The organism is Ketobacter sp., assembly GCF_003671495.1.
GTDB lineage: Bacteria > Pseudomonadota > Gammaproteobacteria > Pseudomonadales > Ketobacteraceae > Ketobacter.
Window position 1 is genome coordinate 1 of sequence record NZ_RCHN01000028.1, and the last position, 20,996, is coordinate 20,996.

Sequence of the window (20,996 nt, forward strand, 5' to 3'; positions counted from 1 at the left end):
TGCCCGATAGTCTGGTGTTAAGTTATGGCGACAGCAGCCTGTCGATCATGCCGGGGAGTGTGAAGACGGTGGGTAAGCCGCGGCATCACTTCGGGTTTAGTGCGAGTTTTGACGCGTTATGATGCTGATTTAATAGCCATTGTTCCAAGACTGACCGGGGCGTACGCATAACGCCCCGGTCAGTTTTTGCCCTCTAAAAACGCCTACCAACGCCGAAAAACTGTGAACCAATAGACTATTTGACTTAATTTACGTCGATTTATTTTACAGTTTTAGTTCCATTTAAAACTTAACTTATTGTTTTTTATGCCTAAATTATGTTTGGCTTGGATTTTGCGAGCGGTTTCAAGTCAAATGCTTTCATGGCTGTGCATTTTTTAGTCACCGAGCGCTTTGGCTTATTGGGGGATGGGCGTTATCAGTCGATTCGTACTGTTAGTTCCCAGCTCATAATCAAACACTTTTGGAGTTTTGCTATGAGAAAAGCTATTTTGCTGGCATTTGCCTTGAGCGCAGCATTGTTCTCATCCAGTTCCTTCGCTACCTATGGACATGGCGGCGGTCACGGCGGTGGTGGATACGGCGGCGGCGGATACGGTGGTAATTGTACTTGGGTATGGTACGGGTTCATTCCCGTGAAAAAGTGCTCCAAGCCTGATCCAACCCCGACCCCAGATCCGGGCCCCACAGCCGTACCTGAAATCGACGGTGCCGGCGCGGGTATTGCCTTCGCACTGGTAGGTGGTTTGGTTCTCGCGTATCGCGAGCGTCAACTGTCCAAGAAGTCGAAGTCCAAGTAAGCTTCTGAAACAAAGATCAACCCCATGGCCAGTGTCATGGGGTTAATCTTTTTGATCCGCTGATGTTCTGGGCTTGCCTGGAGATTTGATTCCCCATGATGATCCATTCAGACCTGAAGTTGTCGTTGCGGTCGGTGTTGATATGCAACCTGGTTGCGGTGGTGGCCATCCTGCTGGGGGAAAAGTTTGCCATCGGCGCCCACGTTTATGGGGCGGTCAAACAAGCGGACCCTTCCTTTCTTTCTGATCTGCTGTTCAATCATGGCAAAAGCCTGTCCAGAACTCTGTTCCTCTCGCTGGTTGTCTTTGCGATTCTGATCCAGGGGCAGCTGAAGGATTACCGCAAACTCTATTTAAACCATTACAGCGTCTCCCAATTCTATTTTATGCCGTTGCAGTTGCTCTGCTTTGGTCTGTTTTATCTGCTCACCCACAAAGCCTTTCCTATCGGTTCGCCGCAGCCGGTGTATCAGGTGTTATGGCTGGCCGCCGGGGTGGCACTGGTGACCTTCACGGCGCTATCGGTCGCAAGCCGATCCTTTTGGGCGCTGGTATTCCGCCAACATAAGTGGCATCTGCTGAGTGCACTGGCCATCAGTTATGGCGTGTGGTGGCTGGGTGTTTCCACGCAGAGTTTATGGTCCTATCTGAGCGACATTACCTTTTCTTGCGTTGCCTTCATGCTCAGTCTTTTCAGCGATGGCATTCACCTGGATTTCGGCAAGCGGGTCATCGGCCTGAACGGTTTTCTGGTAAGCGTGGATACGCAATGCTCAGGCTATGAGGGCATCGGCCTGGTGATCTCGTTTATCTCTATCTTCTTGTACAGCTTTCGCAACGAATTCAGGTTCCCGCGGTCTTTGTGGCTGTTCCCCATTGGCATCGCCACCATCTGGCTGTTCAATCTGTTGCGCATTGTGGTGTTGATTTTCATCGGCAGCTATTGGTCGGAAGAGGTGGCAGTGTGGGGATTTCATTCCCAGGCCGGTTGGATTGCGTTTATTCTGACGTCGCTGGGCATCATGATGCTGGCTCACAACAGTCGGTTCTTTTCCAAGTCCCAGGCAAAGCCATCCCTCACGCACAAGCAGCCGATGGGCCTGCCACTGGCCACCCTGATACCGTTGCTGGCGTTGTTGGCCATGACCTTCCTCACTCAGGCATTATCCGGGCAGTTCGATTGGTTATACCCGTTGCGAGTGGTTGTGGTGGGCGCGGCGGTGCTGTATTGCATGAAGCATCTGGATTTCTTCCCAATGCAATGGAGCTATGTTTCGGTGCTGGCCGGTGCGGTGGTGACCGTGCTTTGGATCTGGATGGTGCCAACGGATACCGAGGCAGACCAGTTGATCGGCAGCACCCTGGCGGAATCCAGCGGCTCATTGGCCCTGTTCTGGCTGGTATGCCGCTTTATCGGCACCGTGATCACCGTGCCCATCGCCGAGGAACTGGGCTTTAGGGGTTATCTGCTCTGTAAGCTGGCCGGCAAAGAAGTGGTCACCCGGGGCAACATTGAATTCTCCATCGTTGCAGTTGTGGCCAGCTCCCTGGCGTTTGGCCTGCTGCACGGCGCCTGGCTGGCAGGCACTGTAGCGGGTTTGATTTATGCGTTCGTGCGATACAAAAGCACGCATGTTCTGGATGCGATCATCGCCCACGGCACCACCAACATGCTGTTGTTCATCTATGCGTTCTACAGTGGGCAGTGGTCATTGTTGTGATCAGCGTTCACCGTTCATTCAGTACCGTGCCGCTTCCCTCAGTTTTTTGATATCCCGCAGCGGTGGCTCCCCAAACAACCGCGCGTATTCCCGATTAAATTGCGAGACGCTTTCATACCCCACCTGTAATCCGGACGTGCTGGCGTCCAGACCTTCGTTCAACATCAACAGTCGTGCCTCTTGCAACCGCAGGTGCTTTATGTATTGCAACGGGCTGATGCCAGCGATGGTTTTGAAATGCTGGCGAAAGGTGGTGGGGCTCATGTGGGCTTGATCTGCCAGTGATTCGATGCTGATGGATTCCATATAGTGCTGTTTCAGCCACGCAATGCAATTGGCGATCTGGCGACTGGGTGTGCCCATGGCATTCAGCTGCAAAAAGTGGAGGCCGTGGGGGCTCACCAGCAAGCGGGCGATGATTTCTTGAATAACCAGTGGCGTCACCGTCGCCAGCAGCGCGGGCTCATCCAGCAAGCCAAGCAATCGATCCAATGCGTTCAGCATTGCCGCGTCCAGAGTGCTTTTCGACAAGGCTCGGTATTGGGTATCCCGTGTGGCGCGGGCCGGTGTTATGCCGGAGGCCACCTGCATAACCAGTTGTGGATTAAGTTGCAGCATGATGCCAAGATAGGGTTCAGTCGGGCTCGCCTGCATCACGCGGGAAACCACCGGCATGTCCACCGAGGCCAGGAGGGCTTCCCCACCACCATAGTTGTACACATCCTGACCTGCAGTCACTTGCTTCTGCCCGGCAATGGTCACAGCAAGCCCAAGATCGTAGATGCAGGGGATGTCGTCGGTGATATGGTTTCTGCGATGCACAGAAAGAGCAGGTATATCAGTGGCATAGTCACCGTCGGTTAGGGCAATTTTTAGCAGGCGCTTGCTGATGGCATCCAAGAGCTGTTTATTTGCCTCTTGCCGGGATTCACCATTGCCTTTTGTATTGTTTTTACTGATTTTTTCTTCAATTTTTTGCATAACCGTGCACCTTTTCTAGCAGGTTACAGTTTACCCACTTCCATCCTGAAAGATAGACACAAAAACGCAGTATCGTTGAAACAGGCAAAAGTTGGGGTGCAATGGGCAAGAACCCCTCCGCTGTTTTTCGCACACTGTATCTCAACGGGCACACAACCACAGACGCCCATTCATCCGATAACGCGAAAGCATCGTACCCAGGAGAACACCATGAACCCAGGAAACAGCACCATGAAGACTGTGAGCTTGCCCAATACCAACGGATTGAACATCACCATCGCGGCCGTCATCAGTTTTCCCGCAGGGTTCGATGAGGACAAGCAGTATCCGGCCATCGTGGTTTCCCATCCCGGTGGTGGCGTAAAGGAACAGACCGCCGGCACCTATGCCCGTAAATTGGCAGAGCAGGGGTTTATCAGCATTGCCTATGATGCCTCGTTCCAGGGTGAGAGCACCGGCGAGCCGCGACAGCTTGAGAATCCTCACATCCGTACCGAAGACGTCAGCGCGGTGATCGATTATCTGACTACCCTGCCTTATGTGGACAACAGCCGCATCGGTGCCATGGGCATCTGTGCCGGTGCGGGCTACACCGCCAACGCCGCCATCAATGACCGCCGCATTAAAGCGGTTGGCACCGTGAGCATGGTGAACATCGGGCAGATGTTCCGCAACGGTTGGGACAACTCGATTGCCGACAGCGATGCGATTCCCTTTATTCAGGCCGGATCAGATGCGCGCACCTCCGACGCAAGCGGTGCTGAAATTGCGACTATGCCCATGGCACCGTTGAAAGAGGAAGACGCACCCAACGAGGAATTGCGCCAGGCCTGGGAGTATTACCACACCAAGCGGGCAGAGTATTGCACCGCACCGGGTTTTGCTACCGCCCGCAGCTTGAACCAGATTATCACCTACGATGCCTTCCACAAAGCGGAAGCGTTTCTGACCCAACCATTAATGATGGTGGTTGGCAGCGCAGCCGGTAGCAAATGGATGAGCGACGACTTGATGGAGCGAGCTGCCAGCAACGACAAGCACCTGCATATTGTGGACGGTGCCAATCATATGAACCTGTACGATGGCGAAGCGGAAATTGCCGAAGCCATCAGCGTGCTTGCGCCCTTCTTTGAGCAGAAGTTATGAGAGATACTTTAAGAGTCATTGAGAGAATAGAAACCTGGTGAGCACCATGGAAAAAGTAACGTTTCGCAATACCGATATGGCGTGGGATATGTCCGCTTTGATTTTATTCCCACCCAACTTTGATGACGCAAAGCAGTATCCCACCATTGTCAGCGTGCATCCGTTCGGCAGCTGTAAAGAACAGACTTCCAGCGCCGTATTTGGCAAGGCACTGGCCGAGGCAGGGTTCGTGGTAATCGCCTATGATGCCAGTTTTCAGGGTGAATCCGGTGGTACACCGCGCTACGTGGAAGATCCCACTCAGCGGGTGGAAGACATCAGTCGGGTGATCGACTATGCGGTAACCCTGCCTTTTGTGGATGCCGAGCGCATCGGCGGTATTGGTATCTGTGGTGGCGGCGGTTATGTGATAAATGCAGCGCTCACCGAAAAAAGGATCAAAGCCGTTGTCGGGATAACGCCAGTGAATGTGGGCCGTCTGTTTCGAGAAGGCTTCAGCCAACATGACCCGCTGGGCGCATTACACGCCATGGCCGCACAACGTACCCTGGAAGCACGGGGTGGCGAGTTGCAGGTCAACGAGTTGTTACCACCCAGCCCGGAGTTTGCCCGGGAGAACGGCCTTACCGAACGGGATGTGTTTGAAGCAACGGACTATTACAAAACAGCTAGAGGGCAACAACCCGGTGGTGCTACCCGGATGCTGTTTTCTCATGCACAGAAAACACTGTCCTGGGACGCCTTTGCCTTCTCTGAGATTTTGTTGACGCAGCCGGTCATGTCAGTGGTGGGGCAGAAAGTCGGCGCATTTGGTGCCTATCGCGACGGTTTGGAAATTTTTGGCCGTGCGACGGCTTCCAAAGATCGGCAGTTGGTTGAACTTGCAGAGTGGTCTCATTACGACTTGTATGACCGTGCAGAACCGGTGGGCCTGGCGATGGAACGGATTGTGCCTTTTTTTAACAACCACCTGACCTAGGTGGCTGCGTTCTCGATTCCGCCTATGTGATCCAACCCCATAGATCTGAGCATTAAACCACCACATTCTGCTGGAAGCATTCCACCGGCCATTAAGCTGTTAACGAATAAAGGTTCATTTTGGTTAATATTCACTATTTCTAGGCAGTGTCTCCACCAAATAATATAGGGCTCAATATTCACGCGCATTCAGATGACCTTGCTGTATTGCGTCGAATGCAATTCTCGCCCGGGGAGAATGCCACGTGCACCGATCATCGAACATTTCAATGATGATGCTGGCCGTCATGGTTTACGCTTTGTCTGCATGCGGCGGCGGTGGCTCCGGTTCCAGCGCAGACCGAAACGCCAATCAAATCGCCATCAACGGGCAGGTGGCCATTGCCCGCAGCGACAGCACTTTCTATTCCATGGAAGGCGCGGATTTCGCAATCTATGGCCTGGATAAGGATCTGGTGCTGCGCGGCAAGCAGCAGGTGGCGCTGGGTAACGGCAAAGTGGAACAGGATGGCACACTGAGGTTGGCGGTTCCCTCCAGTGCCGTTCGTGACAGTCGCCTGTATGTAGTGGAAATTACCTGCCCCCCCACACCACCCGCGACAACCTGCGCAGTAGAAGCCCCGATTCACGTCATGCTGAGTGGTCGTCAGCTGCAGCAAGGCAACTGGACGGCATCAGCGCTGACCGAAATTGTGTATCAGAACCTGGCGTATTACGTTGCGGCTGAATATTCCGCTGACCAGCTGGCGAATATTATGAACAGTATGGCCAGCTGGCTATTCAATCAGTCCCCGTCGAAGCGCATCACCTATCAGGATCTGTTGCGATGGCACCCCGACCGATCTGCAGAGTATCCTCCTACAGCCCGCTCTCTGCTGCTGGAGCAAGTATTGGATAATCTGATCTCGGGTTTTGATGTCAAAGAAAATCGACGTTTGTCTGTGCAGTATATTCAACCGATGGTTGCCAGCGCTGACCCTGGTGGGTGGTTCTTTGATATTGAAATTCAGGATCACCTTGCCTTCATCGCTGACACCCGCTTCGGTCTTAGGGTGTATGACATCAGCCAGTCCGAAGAACTGCAAGAAATTGGGTCACTGAGCATGAATAGCACCGGTAGGGATATAGCCCTATATGGTGACTACGCCTTCGTTTCAGCAAGAGACCGGCTTCACATCGTGGATATCACAGTCCCTCAGGCACCCAGGATTTTGAATACCCTAAAACTTACGGATGTGCATTCTATCTCGATCACCGGGCAAAACCTTATTGTCAGCGACGGTGTAAACGGCGTTCTTATTTACAGCATCATCAATCCAGATAACCCATTCATTTTCAGAAGTTATCCAGCATCACTCGAGGCGCACAAAGCGGTCCTGGACGGCAATATTCTCTATGCGTTATTCATCAATACCGAAATACCCTCCCCAGAAAGCAAACCCGACAAATTACTGGTGGTCGACATCAGCCAGTCAGATAGCAATGACATATATTTTGGCGACATTGACGGACGACATCTCACATTACTACCGGAACATCTTTACGTCACCTCGCCAAGAGGTATTACTGTCTTTGATCGGTCCAGGCCAGATACTTTGGTGCAGGTTGGACATTTGGAACTTGATTTCGCCATCACGAATGCTGTACTGGGGGATGATGAGATCTATCTGTTGCAACACGGCGGGGACATTCAGGTGGTTGATATCAAACAACTGGCTAACCCGTCGCTCCTCACCCGCATTTCAACCCCCACTTTGACCTACAGCGCAGCCATTAAAGAACAACGCTTGTTTGTCGCCGCTGGGCCGTCGGGGTTGCTTTCGATGGAACTGGATAAGCTGGCTGATCCTATTAGCCGGCCGATAATTTCAGAAAATCGCTTCGTTCGCAGCACTTGGGCGAATAACGACAGGTTATTTTCCCATGAATTGGATTACGGCATTGAGGTCCTGGATATTAGCCGCCCATCGACACCAAAGCATTCGGCGAAATATGAAGATCCAGAGCGGCACATCAGTGGCATCACGCCGCATAATGGTATTGCTTACCTCACTTTGTATGGCAATGGGGTTCAGGCTTTGGATTTTAGTGATCCAACAGCACCAACCCTACTGGCTGAATACGATGTTGGGGCACAGGCTTACTCTATTCTAATAGATGGAAACGTCGCCTATATCGACTTCGAGGATCAAGGCCTGCACGTTGTGGACATCAGCGATCCTGCCCAAATGATGACAATAGGCCGGATGGAATCCATAGGGCAAATTCTTCGCTCAACAAAAATCGGCGACTATCTCTACTCCGCATTGGGCCCAGGCGGGCTGGCTATTATCGACGTGAATAACCCTACTGATCCGCAGTTGATTGCGGTGACGGATGACCTTGGGCAGGTTCTAAGTGTCGCCCGCCTGGGTGACTTCGCTTATGTCGCTACCCGAGACTCGGGCATCCATGTACTGGATGTAAGCAGCCCCGCAGAACCCAGCTTGGCAACCACCATTGATCTGGAAGATCCGGCCTATCATATTATCTTTAATGGCCGCTATGCCTATATCGCGAATCACAGCTCTGGAGTCACTGTAATGGATGTATCCACGCCATCCGCGCCTGAAATTCTTGGCACGGCTCCCACTTCGAGCTATGCACTTCACCTGACTGCCCACGGCAACAACCTCTATGTTTCCACCAGCCGCGGTGTAGAAAGACTGTCACTTATCAAACAGTAGACGTTATGACGATGCATCCGATTACCAAGCCAAGCACACTCTCTCTCATACTGCCGGTGTTCCTGTTACTGTTGCCGGCAAGCACCTGGGCCAGCGAGGTCGGCGCCGGCTTTTCGCTGGCGGTGCAATACAAACAACTGGAAATGGAGCAGCGGTTTACGGGCTTGAACCTGCTCAGCAACAGCAACGCCAACGACGGCGATTTGAAGGCCACCCTGCCGGTGGCGACGGTGCAGGGGATTCTGTTCTACAAACAATTCTATTCGGTACTCAAGGTGGAAAACACGCTTTCGGAGAGCAGCGTCGATTCCAGCATTCCCTTCACCACCGAGGGGACCTCGTTGTCCACCGATGTGCTCCGCAATGACATCAGCCTGGTGCTGGGGTATAACTTCAACGATACCTTCTCGGTGTTTACCGGCTACATGCAGGGGCTCACTGAACTCACACCCGACGCCTGCCGGGATGTAACCTGTACCAATGCGGCCTCGGTCATGCTGCAGGATGACGATCAGGAATATAAGCAGCGCTACGAAGAGAAAGGTTTCTTTGTGGGTGTGGGTGCCGGATGGCGGGTTGGTCCCGGTAAGGTGTCCGCCAGTTTGGCCTATGCCTATATGGATGGCGAGTATTCGGATAACTACCACGATGCGTTCGGGTCTTCGGAATTTGATTATGAAGGCAAGAGCAAGGGCACCAGTACCTCTTTGGCGTGGACCGCCCCCTTGAATGAGTACTTGTTCTATTTTGTAGATGGCCGAGCACAGTTCTACAGCATGGACGCGAAAGACACCACTGGATTGCCTTCGTTCGAGGGCTCCGAGGTTGCAACGGATGAAACCATTCTTGGTCTCAGTGCCGGCTTACAGTTTATTTTTTAGAAGGAACCGAAAGTCCGAACTTTGGGTTGGGCCGGCGTCTCTTCTAGTGGGGCCGGTTCCGGTTCTGATACCGGTGCAGGCGCAGGTTCAGGCAGCGCTTCAGCAACCGTTTCAGCGGCAGTCTCGGGAATGGGTTCAACGGCTGTTTCAGGAACAGAGTAAGATTCAGGATTGGGTTTGGATTGCACTTCCTGAGACGCCTGTTGATGCTGCTGGACCGGATTGCTTTCTACCTGCGGCGTAATCGGCTCCGCCAGCGGGCGGGCAGCAGCAATTTCGTCTTCGTCACTGGGTTTGATGTCCAACGCTGGCAATTGCTGGTAGAGATCCCCCAACCGTTTTTGCGTATCCCAATCGTCCAGATCGGCGTCGGGAACAACGACTTCGAACACGTCCGGCAGAGCCGTCAACGTTGTGGCAGGCTCCGGTTTTGCCGTAGTGAGTTCGATCACCGTGGGTGTAGTGTCATGCTTTCTGTCGCTTAGGTTGGAGGGCGTTTGAATCGAGACTCGAGTGTCATTCGCCCACCAGATCCCGCCCCCTATCAACATGATTAAAAGCAAGATCAGCAACCTCGAGCCTGAGCGCCGCTTGGCTGACTCCGGCGGCACCTCAGCACCGGTTCTGTCTTCCGCATTGGGATGGATTAACGCTGAATTCACCAACGTGGTGTTTTTATGGAACGAATGGTTGGCAGCCTGGTTGGGGGCGCCCGGCATGGTCAGGGTGGCCTCGTGCTGTTCCCCTGCAGGGTATTGCAGCAACTCCTCCGACAGGGTTTTCTCTAACGCATTCAGTGCCGCTTTCAATTCGTTGCCCCGGGCAAACCGGTTAGCCGGGTTCTTGTCCAGCAGTTTATTCAGGATCGGCTGGAACGCCTGCAACGCCTGTGGTAGATCCGGCGGCGGGCTGTTGAGATGGGCGTACACAAACAACTGAAAGGCTTCCAGGGGGTTACGCTGCTCGAACTCAAACGGGCGCCGTCCGGTGAGCATTTCATACAACACCACACCCAGGCTGTACAGATCACTGCGGGCATCCACCTTGCCTGCATTGGGATTGGCCTGCTCGGGGCTTAAATAGGCGCCGGTTCCCACTAACATACCACTGCTGGAAATCACCGTCGTCGAGCTGCTTTTTTTGGCAATGCCAAAGTCGAGAATGCAGGGTGAGCCATCTTCCCGGAACAGGATATTGTCCGGCTTGATGTCGCGGTGGACGTAACCCTTTTCGCCAGCGAAATCCAAACCCGAAGCCACCTGCCGCACAATATCGATCACCCGCCGCAGGTTCAAGTGCCCCTGTCGGATGTGCGTCTTCAGGTCGCCGCCTTTCATATACTCCATGACAATATAGGCATTACCTTCGGCGTTGCCCCAGTCAAACACGGGCACGATGTTGGGATGCGAGAGTTCCGCCAAGCGGGTGGCTTCATCCAGAAAACGATTGGCCCAAAGGGAGTCCGATTGCAGGTGTGTGGCCAGAATCTTGATCGCCACTTCCCGGCCAGTGCGGGTTTGCCGCGCCAGGTATACCGACGCCATTCCACCTTCGCCGAGCTTGTCCAGCATTTCAAACTGGGGGATACGGGGAAAATCCGCGGAAGTCGCAGGCGCAGGTGTGCGCTTCCTGCGTAACGACAGGCGGGAAAAGATCGAGCCACTGAAGAGATCGCTTTTTTCTTTTATAGTCATGGTGTGATTATAGAGTCTTCATGGCTATAAAATAAGCGGATGTTTGTGATCAAAAAGCAGGCAACCCTGGTCGGTATTGCCTGCAGAGGCTCAGGGTAGATGAATACCAAAACTTCCGGTGTAGCTTTCCATGTCCTGACCCACAAAGCTGAAACGGCCTTCCAAGTAATTCGGCTCAACAGCAGTGATTTCGATGGTAGCTGCATCCGGAGCGAGGATATTAGAGCCGACGGCATCCCAAAAACCCGTTGCTCCAGAGTACACGTTCACATCAATTATCTGGTTGTTATCGTTGTATTCTTCGTACTCATATTCACCGACTTGAAGAACCCCAATGAACCGAATTGAAAAACTCAGGTAATGGTCCAGATAGGGCACCAATAGTTCCACGGTCTGAGTGATTCCCAGTGTGCTCGTTACATGCCAGTAGCACACATTATCGCTTTCACTCACGTTGACGTTAGTCCCGGAAATGGTCAGATGTCCATCGTCTACCAGGGTTTCAGTACCCAATCGCTGCAGCTTTTCTTGTTTTTTGAATATAAAGCCCGGGCGGTACTCATCCGTGTACTCTGATCTCCGCAATAAGGTGTTTTCATCCTGCATTTTGTATCCATCTTCGTAGACACTCATGTAGAAATGCTCAAGGGTCTTCACGCCGTATCCTGCGTAGCCTCCCAATTCCCAACACCTCTCAGCTTTGACACCGTTGGGTGTGTCTTCCAATACGTATTTGAATTTAACGTAGGTAGTGGACAGATATTCTCCGGTTTCCTCTTTATACATCTCGGTTGTATCGGTGTTAAGCCAGGTCCCGGTGAGATCCACATCAGAAACCGCAACAAATTCTTCCTCTTCGGGCCCATCGTCATCAGAAGAGGACTTATCGGAACCACCACAACCAAATAAAAAAAGAGCTGCATTTATAAAAACGAAAAGCCTGAAATATTTCAACATCATCGAATGACCAAACCCAGTTCACTCACAGACACACGACGCATCAAACGTCACTAATTACGATCAATTATTAATCGGTCGCTTAGCTTAGAGATAATTCTTGCCTAGATCAATGGCCGCGAGCGACAGCTGCGCCCGAATCATCGAACAGATAACACTTGTGGGGCTCCATCTTCAGCACCACTGGCTGACCGGTCTCCCACACCACGTCTCCATTGGCTCTGAATACCAATGGCTCAACCGGGGCGTCGGTTTTCAGATTCAGATGGACATAAGCCTCTGACCCCAAATGCTCAACAGCCACCACAGTTCCTTCCACATTGGCAGGAGGTTCGTTGTTTCCATTGGCCGACGCACGGGTAACGGACAGGTGTTCTGGTCTCACGCCCAGCGTGACGGGCGCGCCGGAACCTAATGCTGATGCTTCACCCACCTCCACCGGGATCGGATTCCCTGCACCAATATCCACCTGCACCTGCTTGCCGTTGCTGGCCACCACCTTCCCCGCAATGAAGTTCATCTTCGGCGACCCAATAAATCCCGCCACAAACAGGTTGGCCGGGTGATGATACAACTCCAGGGGCGTGCCGACCTGTTCCACCTTTCCGCCGTTCAACACCACAATGCGATCTGCCAGAGTCATGGCTTCCACCTGGTCATGGGTAACGTAAATCATGGTGGTACCCAACTCACGGTGCAGCCGTTTCAGCTCCAGCCGCATCTGCACTCTTAACGCTGCATCCAGGTTGGAGAGGGGTTCATCAAACAAGAACACCCGGGGTTTGCGCACAATGGCACGGCCGATGGCCACCCGCTGCCGTTGCCCTCCGGACAGCGCCTTGGGTTTGCGCTGTAGTAGATGTTCGATCTGCAGGATGCGTGCGGATTCCTGTACCCGTTGTTGGATGGTGGTGCTGTCGGTTTTTTTCAGTTTGAGGCCAAAGGCCATGTTGTCGTACACGCTCATGTGAGGATAGAGCGCATAGGACTGGAACACCATGGCCACGCCGCGCTCGCTGGGTTCCAGCGCCGTGACATCCTGTTGATCGAACTGGATGCTGCCGGCGCTGACGTCTTCGAGGCCCGCGATCAGCCGCAGCAGCGTGGATTTGCCACAGCCGGAGGGCCCCACAAACACCGCAAACTCACCGTCGTTGATGGCCAGGTTCACCTGTCGGATCACCTCGGTTTTGCCAAAGCGTTTCGCAACCGTCTGCATGGAAATGGCCGCCATGGTTTATGTTCTCCTCATCCTTTCACCGCGCCGGCGGTCAATCCCGACACGATTCGACGTTGAAACACCAGCACCAGAATAATCAGCGGCACCGTCACAATCACCGAAGCCGCCATAATGTTGCCCCAGGGCAATTCATGGGCGCTGGCGCCGGAGGTCAAGGCAATGGCCACCGGCACCGTACGCATTTCGCTGGACAGCGTAAAGGTCAGCGCAAATAAAAATTCGTTCCAGGCGGCAATGAACGCCAGCAATCCGGTGGTGACCAGCGCCGGCCCCATCAGCGGCAGAAACACCTGGGTAACGATGGTAAAGGGCGTGGCACCGTCGACGATGGCGGCTTCTTCCAGTTCTTTCGGCAACTCACGCATGAAGGTGGTGAGCACCCACACGGTAAACGGCAAGGTGAAAATCAGGTACGAGAACGACAGCGCCAACAGATTGTTGTACAGGCCCAGTGAATTGATCAGCTCGAACATACCCGACAGCACCGCGATCTGCGGGAACATGGAAACCCCCAGGATCACAAACAGCAACAACATGCGCCCCCGAAACTGAATGCGGCCAATGGCATAGGCCGCCGCCAAAGCCAGCACCAGCGACAACGCCACCGTGGACACCGCCACGAATAGCGAGTTCAGGATGTTGCGGCCAAACGGCTGTTCCTGGAACACCGACACATAGTTCTGCCAATAGGGTTGCGAGATCCAGTATTCCACTTCAAACAGTGCCGAGCCGGTTTTGAGGGACGACACAATGGCCCAGTAAAACGGGAACACCGTGTACATGCCAATGACCACTAACAGCAGATAGAAGGCGATGCGTACGATAATCTTTTTCATCCGCTTAACGTTCATATCAGTTCTCGCGCCCCACCCGTGCCGCCATCAGATACACCACGGTGAACAAGGCAATGATGGCAAAAATCAACGTGGCGGCGGCGGAACCAAAGCCCAGGCCACCGAAATCAATCAATTGCTGCCGAGCGTACACGGACATGGACATGGTGCTGCGATTGTTGCCGCTCATCACGTACACCAGATCGAACACCCGCAATGCATCCAACAGGCGGAAGATAATGGCCACCGTCAACGCCGGCTTCAATAACGGCAGGGTGACTTTAAAGAACACCTTGAGCGGATGCACGCCATCCACCCGGGCGGATTCATAACACTCCCTGGGCAGCATCTGTAACCCCGCCAGCAGCAACAGTGCCATGAACGGCGTGGTCTTCCACACATCCACCAGAATGATGGACAGCAACGCGGTATCCGGGGAGGCGGTCCAGGCGATGGGCGCCTGGATCAGGCCCACATCCAGCAGCAGGTGGTTGATCACCCCGAACACATCATTGAACATCCAGTTCCACATCTGCGCCGACACCACCGTGGGAATGGCCCAGGGAATCAGGATCGCCGCACGCAAGCCACCACGGCCACGAAACTGCGCATTCAAGGCCAACGCGATGATCAATCCCAGCACGGTTTCCAACAATACCGAGCTCAGCGCAAACACCACCGTGTTCCACACCGCTGACCACCAGTACGGGTCCTGCAGCAGAAACGCAAAGTTATCCAAGCCCACAAATTGCGCCGACTCCGGATCAATCAAACTGGCGTCGGTAAAACCATAGGCCATGGTTTTCAGCAACGGCCAGCCTGCCACCAGGGCCAGCACCAACACCACTGGCGCCAGGAAGATCCAGGCCCAGCGCACCCGTTTTTTGTGCAGATGGCTTTTCTGATGAAGAGAGGTCACCACTGTTCCCCCCGCGATAGCCGGACCAGTTTTTGGTGCAGTGCGTTCAGTGCCGGGGCAGCTTGCAGCTTGCCGCTCAGAATATCGTGCACGGCGTAATAGAACTCCGCGCTCACCCGGGCGTACTGGCTACCGGTCACCCTGGAGGGCCGGGCCACCGCGTGTTCAAAACTGCGATACAGGGTGCCGAAAAACGGCACCGCCTCCAGCACGTCTTCATCCTGATACAGGGCGCGAATGGTAGGGTTGTAGGAGGCCGCAATGGCGCGCCGCTTTTGCTCCTCATAACTGGTGAGGTAACGCACCAGATCCGCCGCCAGCGCCGGGTGTTTGGAATAACGGGACACCGCCAACTGCCAGCCCCCCAGGGTGCCACTGTGATGGCCCTGTACTTCGCCCCTGGGCAGCGCGCTCACCCCAATCTTGCCTTTGATGGGGCTGTCCGCTGCATTCCCCAACGACCAGGCATAAGGCCAGTTACGCATAAACACGGCGTTGCCGGACTGGAACACACCGCGGCTGGCTTCCTCGTCGTAATTGAGCACACCCTGCGGGGCAATGTCGCCGATCCAGCTGGCAGCCAAGTCCAACGCAGCAACCGCCTGTGGATTATCAATAGTGACCCGGCCTGCGCTGTCCACCACCGTGCCACCGCCAAAGCTGTCGATCCATTCCAGGGCATCGCAGGTGAGCCCTTCATAGCCCTTGGCCTGAAACACAAACCCCTGCATCCGGCTGTTGCCCGCTGCGCGCTCCGCCTGTTGAATCCTGCGGGCCGTGGCCGTGAGCTGCTGCCAGGTCTCAGGCGGTGATTCACCGTATTTCTGCAGCAGGTCTGCGCGGTAATAGAGCACTCCGGCATCGGTATACCAGGGCATGGCCACCAGCGCGCCATCGATGGTGTTGTTGTGAATCATGCTGGCAAAGTACTGGTCGGTGATGTCGGGCCCGATATAGCGGGAGAGATCCACCAGATGGGGTGCAAACGTGCCGGGCCACACCACATCAATCTGAAAAACATCAATATCCGGGGAATGGGAGGCCAGAATCTGTTGATATAAGGCAAAGCGCTCGGTGGAGGAGTTGGGTGTGGCCACCACGGTCACCGCGGTACCGGTGCTGCGGGACCAGGCCGCCACCCCTTCCTGGCACAGGGTGAGCTGTATCCCCAGTGCACCGCAGGAGATCGCCAGCTGGGCCGGCTGGGCGGCCAATGCTCCGCAAACCCCCAAAAAAGCCAGCCCACAGGCCCATTTGAACAGCCTTGCGGTGAATTCCTCAAAATATCGCATAGTCAAAAACTACCACAATTGGCAGTTGGAGTGAAAATTCGCCGCAAGACAGGCGGGTGACGGGGCTCGGCCATCCGGCGCCTAAGACGCTGGTGCTTTGAGCTGAATCACACTAGTATCATCAAAGCAGGGTAATCTCTACAGCACGTATTTATGCCAGGGGAAACATTATGCTCAAAGTCGCGATTAATGGTTTTGGTAGAATAGGCAAGCTGACGTTCCGTAAAATCTTTGCTGACGATCGTTTTGAGGTGGTGGCCATCAACGACCTCACCGAGCCCAAGATGCTGGCTCAGTTGTTGAAGTACGACAGTGTGCAGGGTCCATTTACCGGGCATACCGTAGAGAGCGATGAGGAATCCCTGATCGTGGACGGCCAACGCATTCGGGTGCACAAAGAGCCCGATCCCCGCAATCTGCCCTGGGGCGACTACGATGTGGATATCGTCCTGGAATGCACCGGGTTCTTCTGTTCCAAAGCCAAAAGCCAGGCCCATATTGATGCCGGCGCCAAGCGGGTCCTGATCTCCGCCCCGGCCGGCAATGACCTGCCCACCATTGTATACGGCGTCAATCAACATACCCTGAAAGCCGAAGACCGGATTGTTTCTGCCGCCTCCTGCACCACCAACTGCCTGGCCCCCATGGCCAAAGTACTGAATGATTATCGTGAAGTGCGCACCGGCTTTATGACCACCATTCACGCGTACACCGGCGACCAGATGATCATCGACGGCCCCCACCGCAAAGGGGATTTCCGGCGGGCCCGGGCCGGCGCCATCAACATCGTGCCCAACTCCACCGGCGCCGCCAAGGCCATCGGCCTGGTGATTCCCGAACTGGCTGGCAAGCTGATTGGTTCCGCACAACGGGTGCCGGTGCCTTCTGGTTCCATCACCATTCTGGATGCAACCCTGAAGGATGAAACCGAATCCGTCAGCGTGGAAGGCATCAACGAGGCTATGAAAAAAGCGGCGGACGAATCCTTCGGGTACACCGACGAGGAACTGGTGTCCAGCGACATCATCGGCATCAGTTATGGCTCTCTGTTCGACGCCACCCAAACCCTGGCGCAACGCTGCGGCACCAAGATTTACGAAGTGCGGGTGGTGTCCTGGTACGATAATGAAATGAGCTATGTGAGTCAGTTGATTCGAACGTTGAATCACATGGGGAACCTGGCTCAATAAAGAACACAGGTACTCAGATTACAATAATCAACATGAACTATTTTTTTCTGCTGCTGTTGACCGGGCTGCTGTTATCCGGTTGCAGCGGCAACAAGCCACTGCCCAATCAAATCTTCCTGATGCCCACACCCGGTCTCTTCGACGAGGAGATGACCAATCAGTTCCTGGCAGGAAAGTCCGTATCCGGTGATCCCCCCACCATACTGTACGCCACCGATCGCGAACCCGCTGCGCACGACGACAAGCGCTTTGAATTTTACTCTGACCAACGGGGCCAGGTGCTGCGGCTGGGTCAGGCTCAAATTCGTTTGACCCATGAGGAAGCGGTGTCGTATGAAGAGTTGCGCCATATCGCTTTACTGAAAGATCGCGATGAGGATTACCCCCTGGAAATTGCCGAGGTGGATGAGTTCGGCGCCTTGCAACGCACGATTTCGCCGTTGGACGAGCAGACACCCGTCAGCCCCGAGCCCGGCTTACGTTTCAGCAACCTGATCAACGCACAGCTGACACGATCCAAATCCAAGGACGTATATATTTATGTGCACGGTTATAAAGTGAATTTTGAGAACCCCGTGCTGGTGGCCGGTGAGCTCTGGCATTTTATGGGAACACAAGGGGCGTTTATAGCGTATTCCTGGCCTTCCAGTTTCAAGGTGACCGACTATTTTTCAGACATCGAGGATGCCGAGCAATCCGCCCGTTACCTGCGCAGCCTTATCCTGCACATCAGCCAAACCACCGACGCAGAGAAAATCCACCTGCTGGGATACAGCATGGGCACACGCTTGGTGGCGCGAACGGTGGCTGACCTCAGCCTGCTTGCCTATGGCCTGGATGCCGGCGCGGTGGCCGATCAGGTGAAACTGGGCAACGTAATTCTGGTGGGCAGCGATCTGGATCGCTCGATTCTGGCGGGCTACCTGCTGGACGGAATGCTGCGGGTGTGTGACAGCTTCTCCCTGTATCAGTCTGCTCAGGACAAAACCCTGCATCTCTCTGAGTTTCTGTACGGTAAGGCCCGGGCAGGTAAGGCCATGGATGCGGCTGCGCGGGGGGATAAAATCCGCCAGTATCTGCTCGACAACCCGCAGATCCGCATCATCGACATCAGTCAGGCAGCGGAGATAGAGCGCAACAATGGTCACAGCTATTTTCGCAGCAGTCCCTGGGTTTCCAGCGATATTCTGGCCACCTTGCGCTTCAACCTGTCGCCGGAGCAACGTGGGTTGGAGCGGGGAGAGGATGGGGTGACCTGGCAGTTTCCCGAAGACTATCTCAGCCGCCTGCGGGTGTCCGTGCAACGGAAAATCACCGCTCATCAACCTTAACCCCATCCGCTCCTGTGTGGTTGCACCTCTTGGTTTGGGTTACTAAATCTCATCCATGGCATTGATGGCGATCAATCGGTCCAACCGATCAAAGTCATTCACCACCCGCCAATTGCCGCCGCCGTCCAGCACCCGTTTCTGCCACTGGGCCAATCGGTTCAGGTAGTCCCGCGGATCAATATTGTCGGAACGCAATTTGGTGACGTTGAGGGCGATGACCTGTATCCCATCCAATTCCAGGGGAAAGTCCCGGATATGGCCTTTTTGCAGATCCTCCTCCAGATCTGAGAACACCAACACATACTTTTCCCCGGCACCGGTTTCCTGCAGGTATTCAGCCGCCTGCAGAATGGCGCCGGTGATGTCGGTGTGGGCACTGCCGGTTTTGATGGTCGCCACAAACTGATCCATGTCGTGTTTGAAAACCCGCTTCTGGTCATTGGCCATGCTGGGGCGTTCATCGAAGGTGGCCTTGGCAATGACATCCTTTTCACTGAAGCTGCCGCTGTCGATGCGCGCCACCGCGATGGAGTCACCGCTGTCCAGGGTGGCCAACAGGTAGTTGAGAATACCCTGGGCCTTGTTCAGCTCCTCGGTGTAGGTGCCGGAAGTATCCACCAGCAGGAACACGGCCTTGTTGGTGGGTTGGGGCTGCCCGCAAGCGGACAGCGTCAGAGCCAATGTGGCGAGTGCTAATGAGACCAATAATGTTTTCATGATCGTTACTCCTTAGTTGCTATTCGTTCAGCTCTTGTTGAGCGCCAGATCCGTATCCAGGTCCGGCGTTTTGCGTTTGCGAGTACGCTTGGGCTTTTCAGAAACCGATACGGTTTCTTGCTGAATCTCATCTGCATCCTCTAGTGGCAGATAAGGTTCTATCGGGTATTGATGGGTTGCTTCCGTGCCACGGTCACGACGGGCTTGCACACCCTGACGCACCCACTTCTCTATAGAAAGTGGCACCGTGATCACCATGTCGTAACCGAACACCAGCATCTTGCTTACCTGATGGGCAAAGCCACCCACCAAACGCAGGCTGATGATCACCGTGCGCAACACCGCGACCGTCAACACACCCAACACCGTGCGTGATGAATGGATGAACGACTCCAACGGAATGGCCACGAAAGCGAGCGCGAAAGGCAGAATGAAACCCATCACCATTTGTCCGATGGAGGGAATCCAGCGAAACTCCGCATTCAGCGCCGACACCCCTGCCAACGATTGCTTCAGTGCCTCGCGATCCAGGGCCAGCAAATCCCGCATGTAGGCCAGTGAGGCTTCAATGCCCGCCAGGATGAACAGGATGCTGAAGGAAATCACCATCATGCGTTTGCGCATCTTGTCGTCCATGTGGGCGATCACCGGGAACAATTTGGTGATGCGCAGGCTTTCCAGCAGGAACAATCCCATGGCGATCTCCACCATGATGATCACCAGGGCCGCGATGTCCGAGGTTTTGAAACCTCCGGTATAGGTGTTACCGCCCACCATTTCCGCCATGGGCATGGCAATCAACTGGAAGTTGATCAGGCCACCCATCACCGCCACAAACAGCACCAGTCCGGCGATGAAGAACTGGGTCAGGGATGAGGCCGTCAGGGAACGGGCAATGTGATCCTCGTGATCGCGAATGGCTTCGTAGTTCGCCATGTGTTTGTCCACGGCATCGGCCCGTTCCTGGGTGATGGCTACCACGTCCTTGGTTTTGTTCAACTTGTTGGCCAAAGCACGCCATTGGGGTTGCAAGGCACCCAGCAGGCGATGACGCTCAGCGCTGGATTTTTGGTACGCCTTTAGCGTTTCCTCATGGGCGGTGACCACTTCGTCCTGAATGTTCTCGAGAATAGAAGACACCACCGGATCGCCTTGCCGGGGCAACTCGGAAATGGTCTGCACCACACTCAGCCATTCCGGCGGTAACGGCGGCGCATCCGTTGCAGCCTGGTAGTCGTTTTCCAGGCGCTCGATGGCATCCGTTAATTCCCGGTGCAGGTTGGGGTAGTGGCTCAGGTCCCGCGCCACGATCTCATTGATGCGGGTGAATTCCCGTTCGATGAATTTCTCGGTGGCTTCCCTGCCCTGGGCCAGTATGATTTCCTTGTTACGGTGAATGGCCCGCTGTTCAATATGCGAAACCGCGCGGGCGGCGCTGCGCATAAAGCGATAGATGGCACGCCCGGTGCTTTTAATCAGCAGATGGGCCGGCTCCCGGGCCAGGTACAGCACGGTGACCAGCACCAACAGCCAGACGGCCAGGGAAATGGCCGGTTGCTCCGACCAGAGCAATAACAACTCGTTTAACAT

General features: G+C 54.5%; 17 protein-coding genes. 8 read left to right on the forward strand and 9 right to left on the reverse strand.

Going from position 1 to position 20,996, the window contains the following annotated elements; translation table 11 throughout:
• The first annotated feature begins 317 nt into the window (after positions 1–317).
• Positions 318–800, forward strand: coding sequence for a hypothetical protein (locus D9N14_RS13875; RefSeq protein ID WP_290580674.1), 483 nt, complete (start codon positions 318–320; stop codon positions 798–800).
• Positions 801–895: 95 nt separating this feature from the next.
• Entirely contained in the window at positions 896–2,521 is a 1,626-nt protein-coding gene (gene xrtE / locus D9N14_RS13880; protein ID WP_290580676.1) for an exosortase E/protease, VPEID-CTERM system, read from the forward strand.
• 18 nt (positions 2,522–2,539) lie between these two features.
• Here the strand turns inward: xrtE and D9N14_RS13885 are convergent, their stop codons facing one another.
• Positions 2,540–3,502 (reverse strand): AraC family transcriptional regulator, encoded by a 963-nt coding sequence (locus D9N14_RS13885; protein WP_290580678.1) that lies wholly within the window; start codon positions 3,500–3,502, stop codon positions 2,540–2,542.
• 231 nt (positions 3,503–3,733) lie between these two features.
• Here D9N14_RS13885 and D9N14_RS13890 point away from each other — a divergent pair, with 231 nt between their 5' ends.
• The 4 genes from D9N14_RS13890 to D9N14_RS13905 all read left to right on the forward strand — a co-directional run bounded on the left by D9N14_RS13890 (position 3,734) and on the right by D9N14_RS13905 (position 9,233).
• The gene (locus tag D9N14_RS13890; RefSeq protein ID WP_290580680.1) at positions 3,734–4,648 is read left to right on the forward strand and encodes an alpha/beta hydrolase; all 915 of its coding nucleotides are present in this window, start codon (positions 3,734–3,736) and stop codon (positions 4,646–4,648) included.
• 46 nt (positions 4,649–4,694) lie between these two features.
• Positions 4,695–5,627, forward strand: a complete 933-nt coding sequence (locus D9N14_RS13895; RefSeq protein ID WP_290580682.1) for an alpha/beta hydrolase — start codon at positions 4,695–4,697, stop codon at positions 5,625–5,627.
• 268 nt (positions 5,628–5,895) lie between these two features.
• The gene (locus D9N14_RS13900) at positions 5,896–8,352 is read left to right on the forward strand and encodes an LVIVD repeat-containing protein (protein ID WP_290580684.1); all 2,457 of its coding nucleotides are present in this window, start codon (positions 5,896–5,898) and stop codon (positions 8,350–8,352) included.
• Positions 8,353–8,357: 5 nt separating this feature from the next.
• Positions 8,358–9,233: a hypothetical protein gene (locus tag D9N14_RS13905; protein WP_290580686.1), complete on the forward strand. Its 876-nt coding sequence runs from the start codon at positions 8,358–8,360 to the stop codon at positions 9,231–9,233.
• On the opposite strand, the gene D9N14_RS13910 is transcribed toward D9N14_RS13905, so the two are convergent.
• From D9N14_RS13910 to D9N14_RS13935, 6 genes are all read right to left on the reverse strand, one after another.
• A complete protein-coding gene (locus tag D9N14_RS13910) occupies positions 9,230–10,927 on the reverse strand; it encodes a serine/threonine-protein kinase (protein WP_290580688.1) in 1,698 nt (565 codons plus the stop codon). The two genes, D9N14_RS13905 and D9N14_RS13910, sit on opposite strands and share 4 nt — an antisense overlap.
• 90 nt (positions 10,928–11,017) lie before the next feature.
• The gene (locus D9N14_RS13915; protein WP_290580690.1) at positions 11,018–11,887 is read right to left on the reverse strand and encodes a hypothetical protein; all 870 of its coding nucleotides are present in this window, start codon (positions 11,885–11,887) and stop codon (positions 11,018–11,020) included.
• Between the two features lie 106 nt (positions 11,888–11,993).
• Positions 11,994–13,118 carry an ABC transporter ATP-binding protein gene (locus tag D9N14_RS13920; protein ID WP_290580692.1) on the reverse strand — a complete coding sequence of 375 codons (1,125 nt, stop codon included), beginning with the start codon at positions 13,116–13,118 and terminating at the stop codon, positions 11,994–11,996.
• A gap of 14 nt (positions 13,119–13,132) precedes the next feature.
• Entirely contained in the window at positions 13,133–13,975 is an 843-nt protein-coding gene (locus D9N14_RS13925; protein ID WP_290580694.1) for a carbohydrate ABC transporter permease, read from the reverse strand.
• Position 13,976: 1 nt separating this feature from the next.
• Positions 13,977–14,876 (reverse strand): carbohydrate ABC transporter permease, encoded by a 900-nt coding sequence (locus D9N14_RS13930; RefSeq protein WP_290580696.1) that lies wholly within the window; start codon positions 14,874–14,876, stop codon positions 13,977–13,979.
• Positions 14,873–16,168, reverse strand: coding sequence for an ABC transporter substrate-binding protein (locus D9N14_RS13935; protein ID WP_290580698.1), 1,296 nt, complete (start codon positions 16,166–16,168; stop codon positions 14,873–14,875). The genes D9N14_RS13930 and D9N14_RS13935 overlap by 4 nt, the downstream gene beginning before the upstream one ends.
• A gap of 167 nt (positions 16,169–16,335) precedes the next feature.
• Between D9N14_RS13935 and gap the strand changes: the two genes are divergently transcribed.
• Positions 16,336–17,358: a type I glyceraldehyde-3-phosphate dehydrogenase gene (gene gap / locus D9N14_RS13940; protein WP_317622628.1), complete on the forward strand. Its 1,023-nt coding sequence runs from the start codon at positions 16,336–16,338 to the stop codon at positions 17,356–17,358.
• A gap of 32 nt (positions 17,359–17,390) precedes the next feature.
• Positions 17,391–18,689, forward strand: coding sequence for an alpha/beta hydrolase (locus D9N14_RS13945; protein WP_290580702.1), 1,299 nt, complete (start codon positions 17,391–17,393; stop codon positions 18,687–18,689).
• A gap of 42 nt (positions 18,690–18,731) precedes the next feature.
• Here the strand turns inward: D9N14_RS13945 and D9N14_RS13950 are convergent, their stop codons facing one another.
• Complete coding sequence (locus tag D9N14_RS13950; protein WP_290580704.1) at positions 18,732–19,406, reverse strand: VWA domain-containing protein; 675 nt, start codon at positions 19,404–19,406, stop codon at positions 18,732–18,734.
• 27 nt (positions 19,407–19,433) lie between these two features.
• Complete coding sequence (locus tag D9N14_RS13955; RefSeq protein WP_290580706.1) at positions 19,434–20,996, reverse strand: hypothetical protein; 1,563 nt, start codon at positions 20,994–20,996, stop codon at positions 19,434–19,436.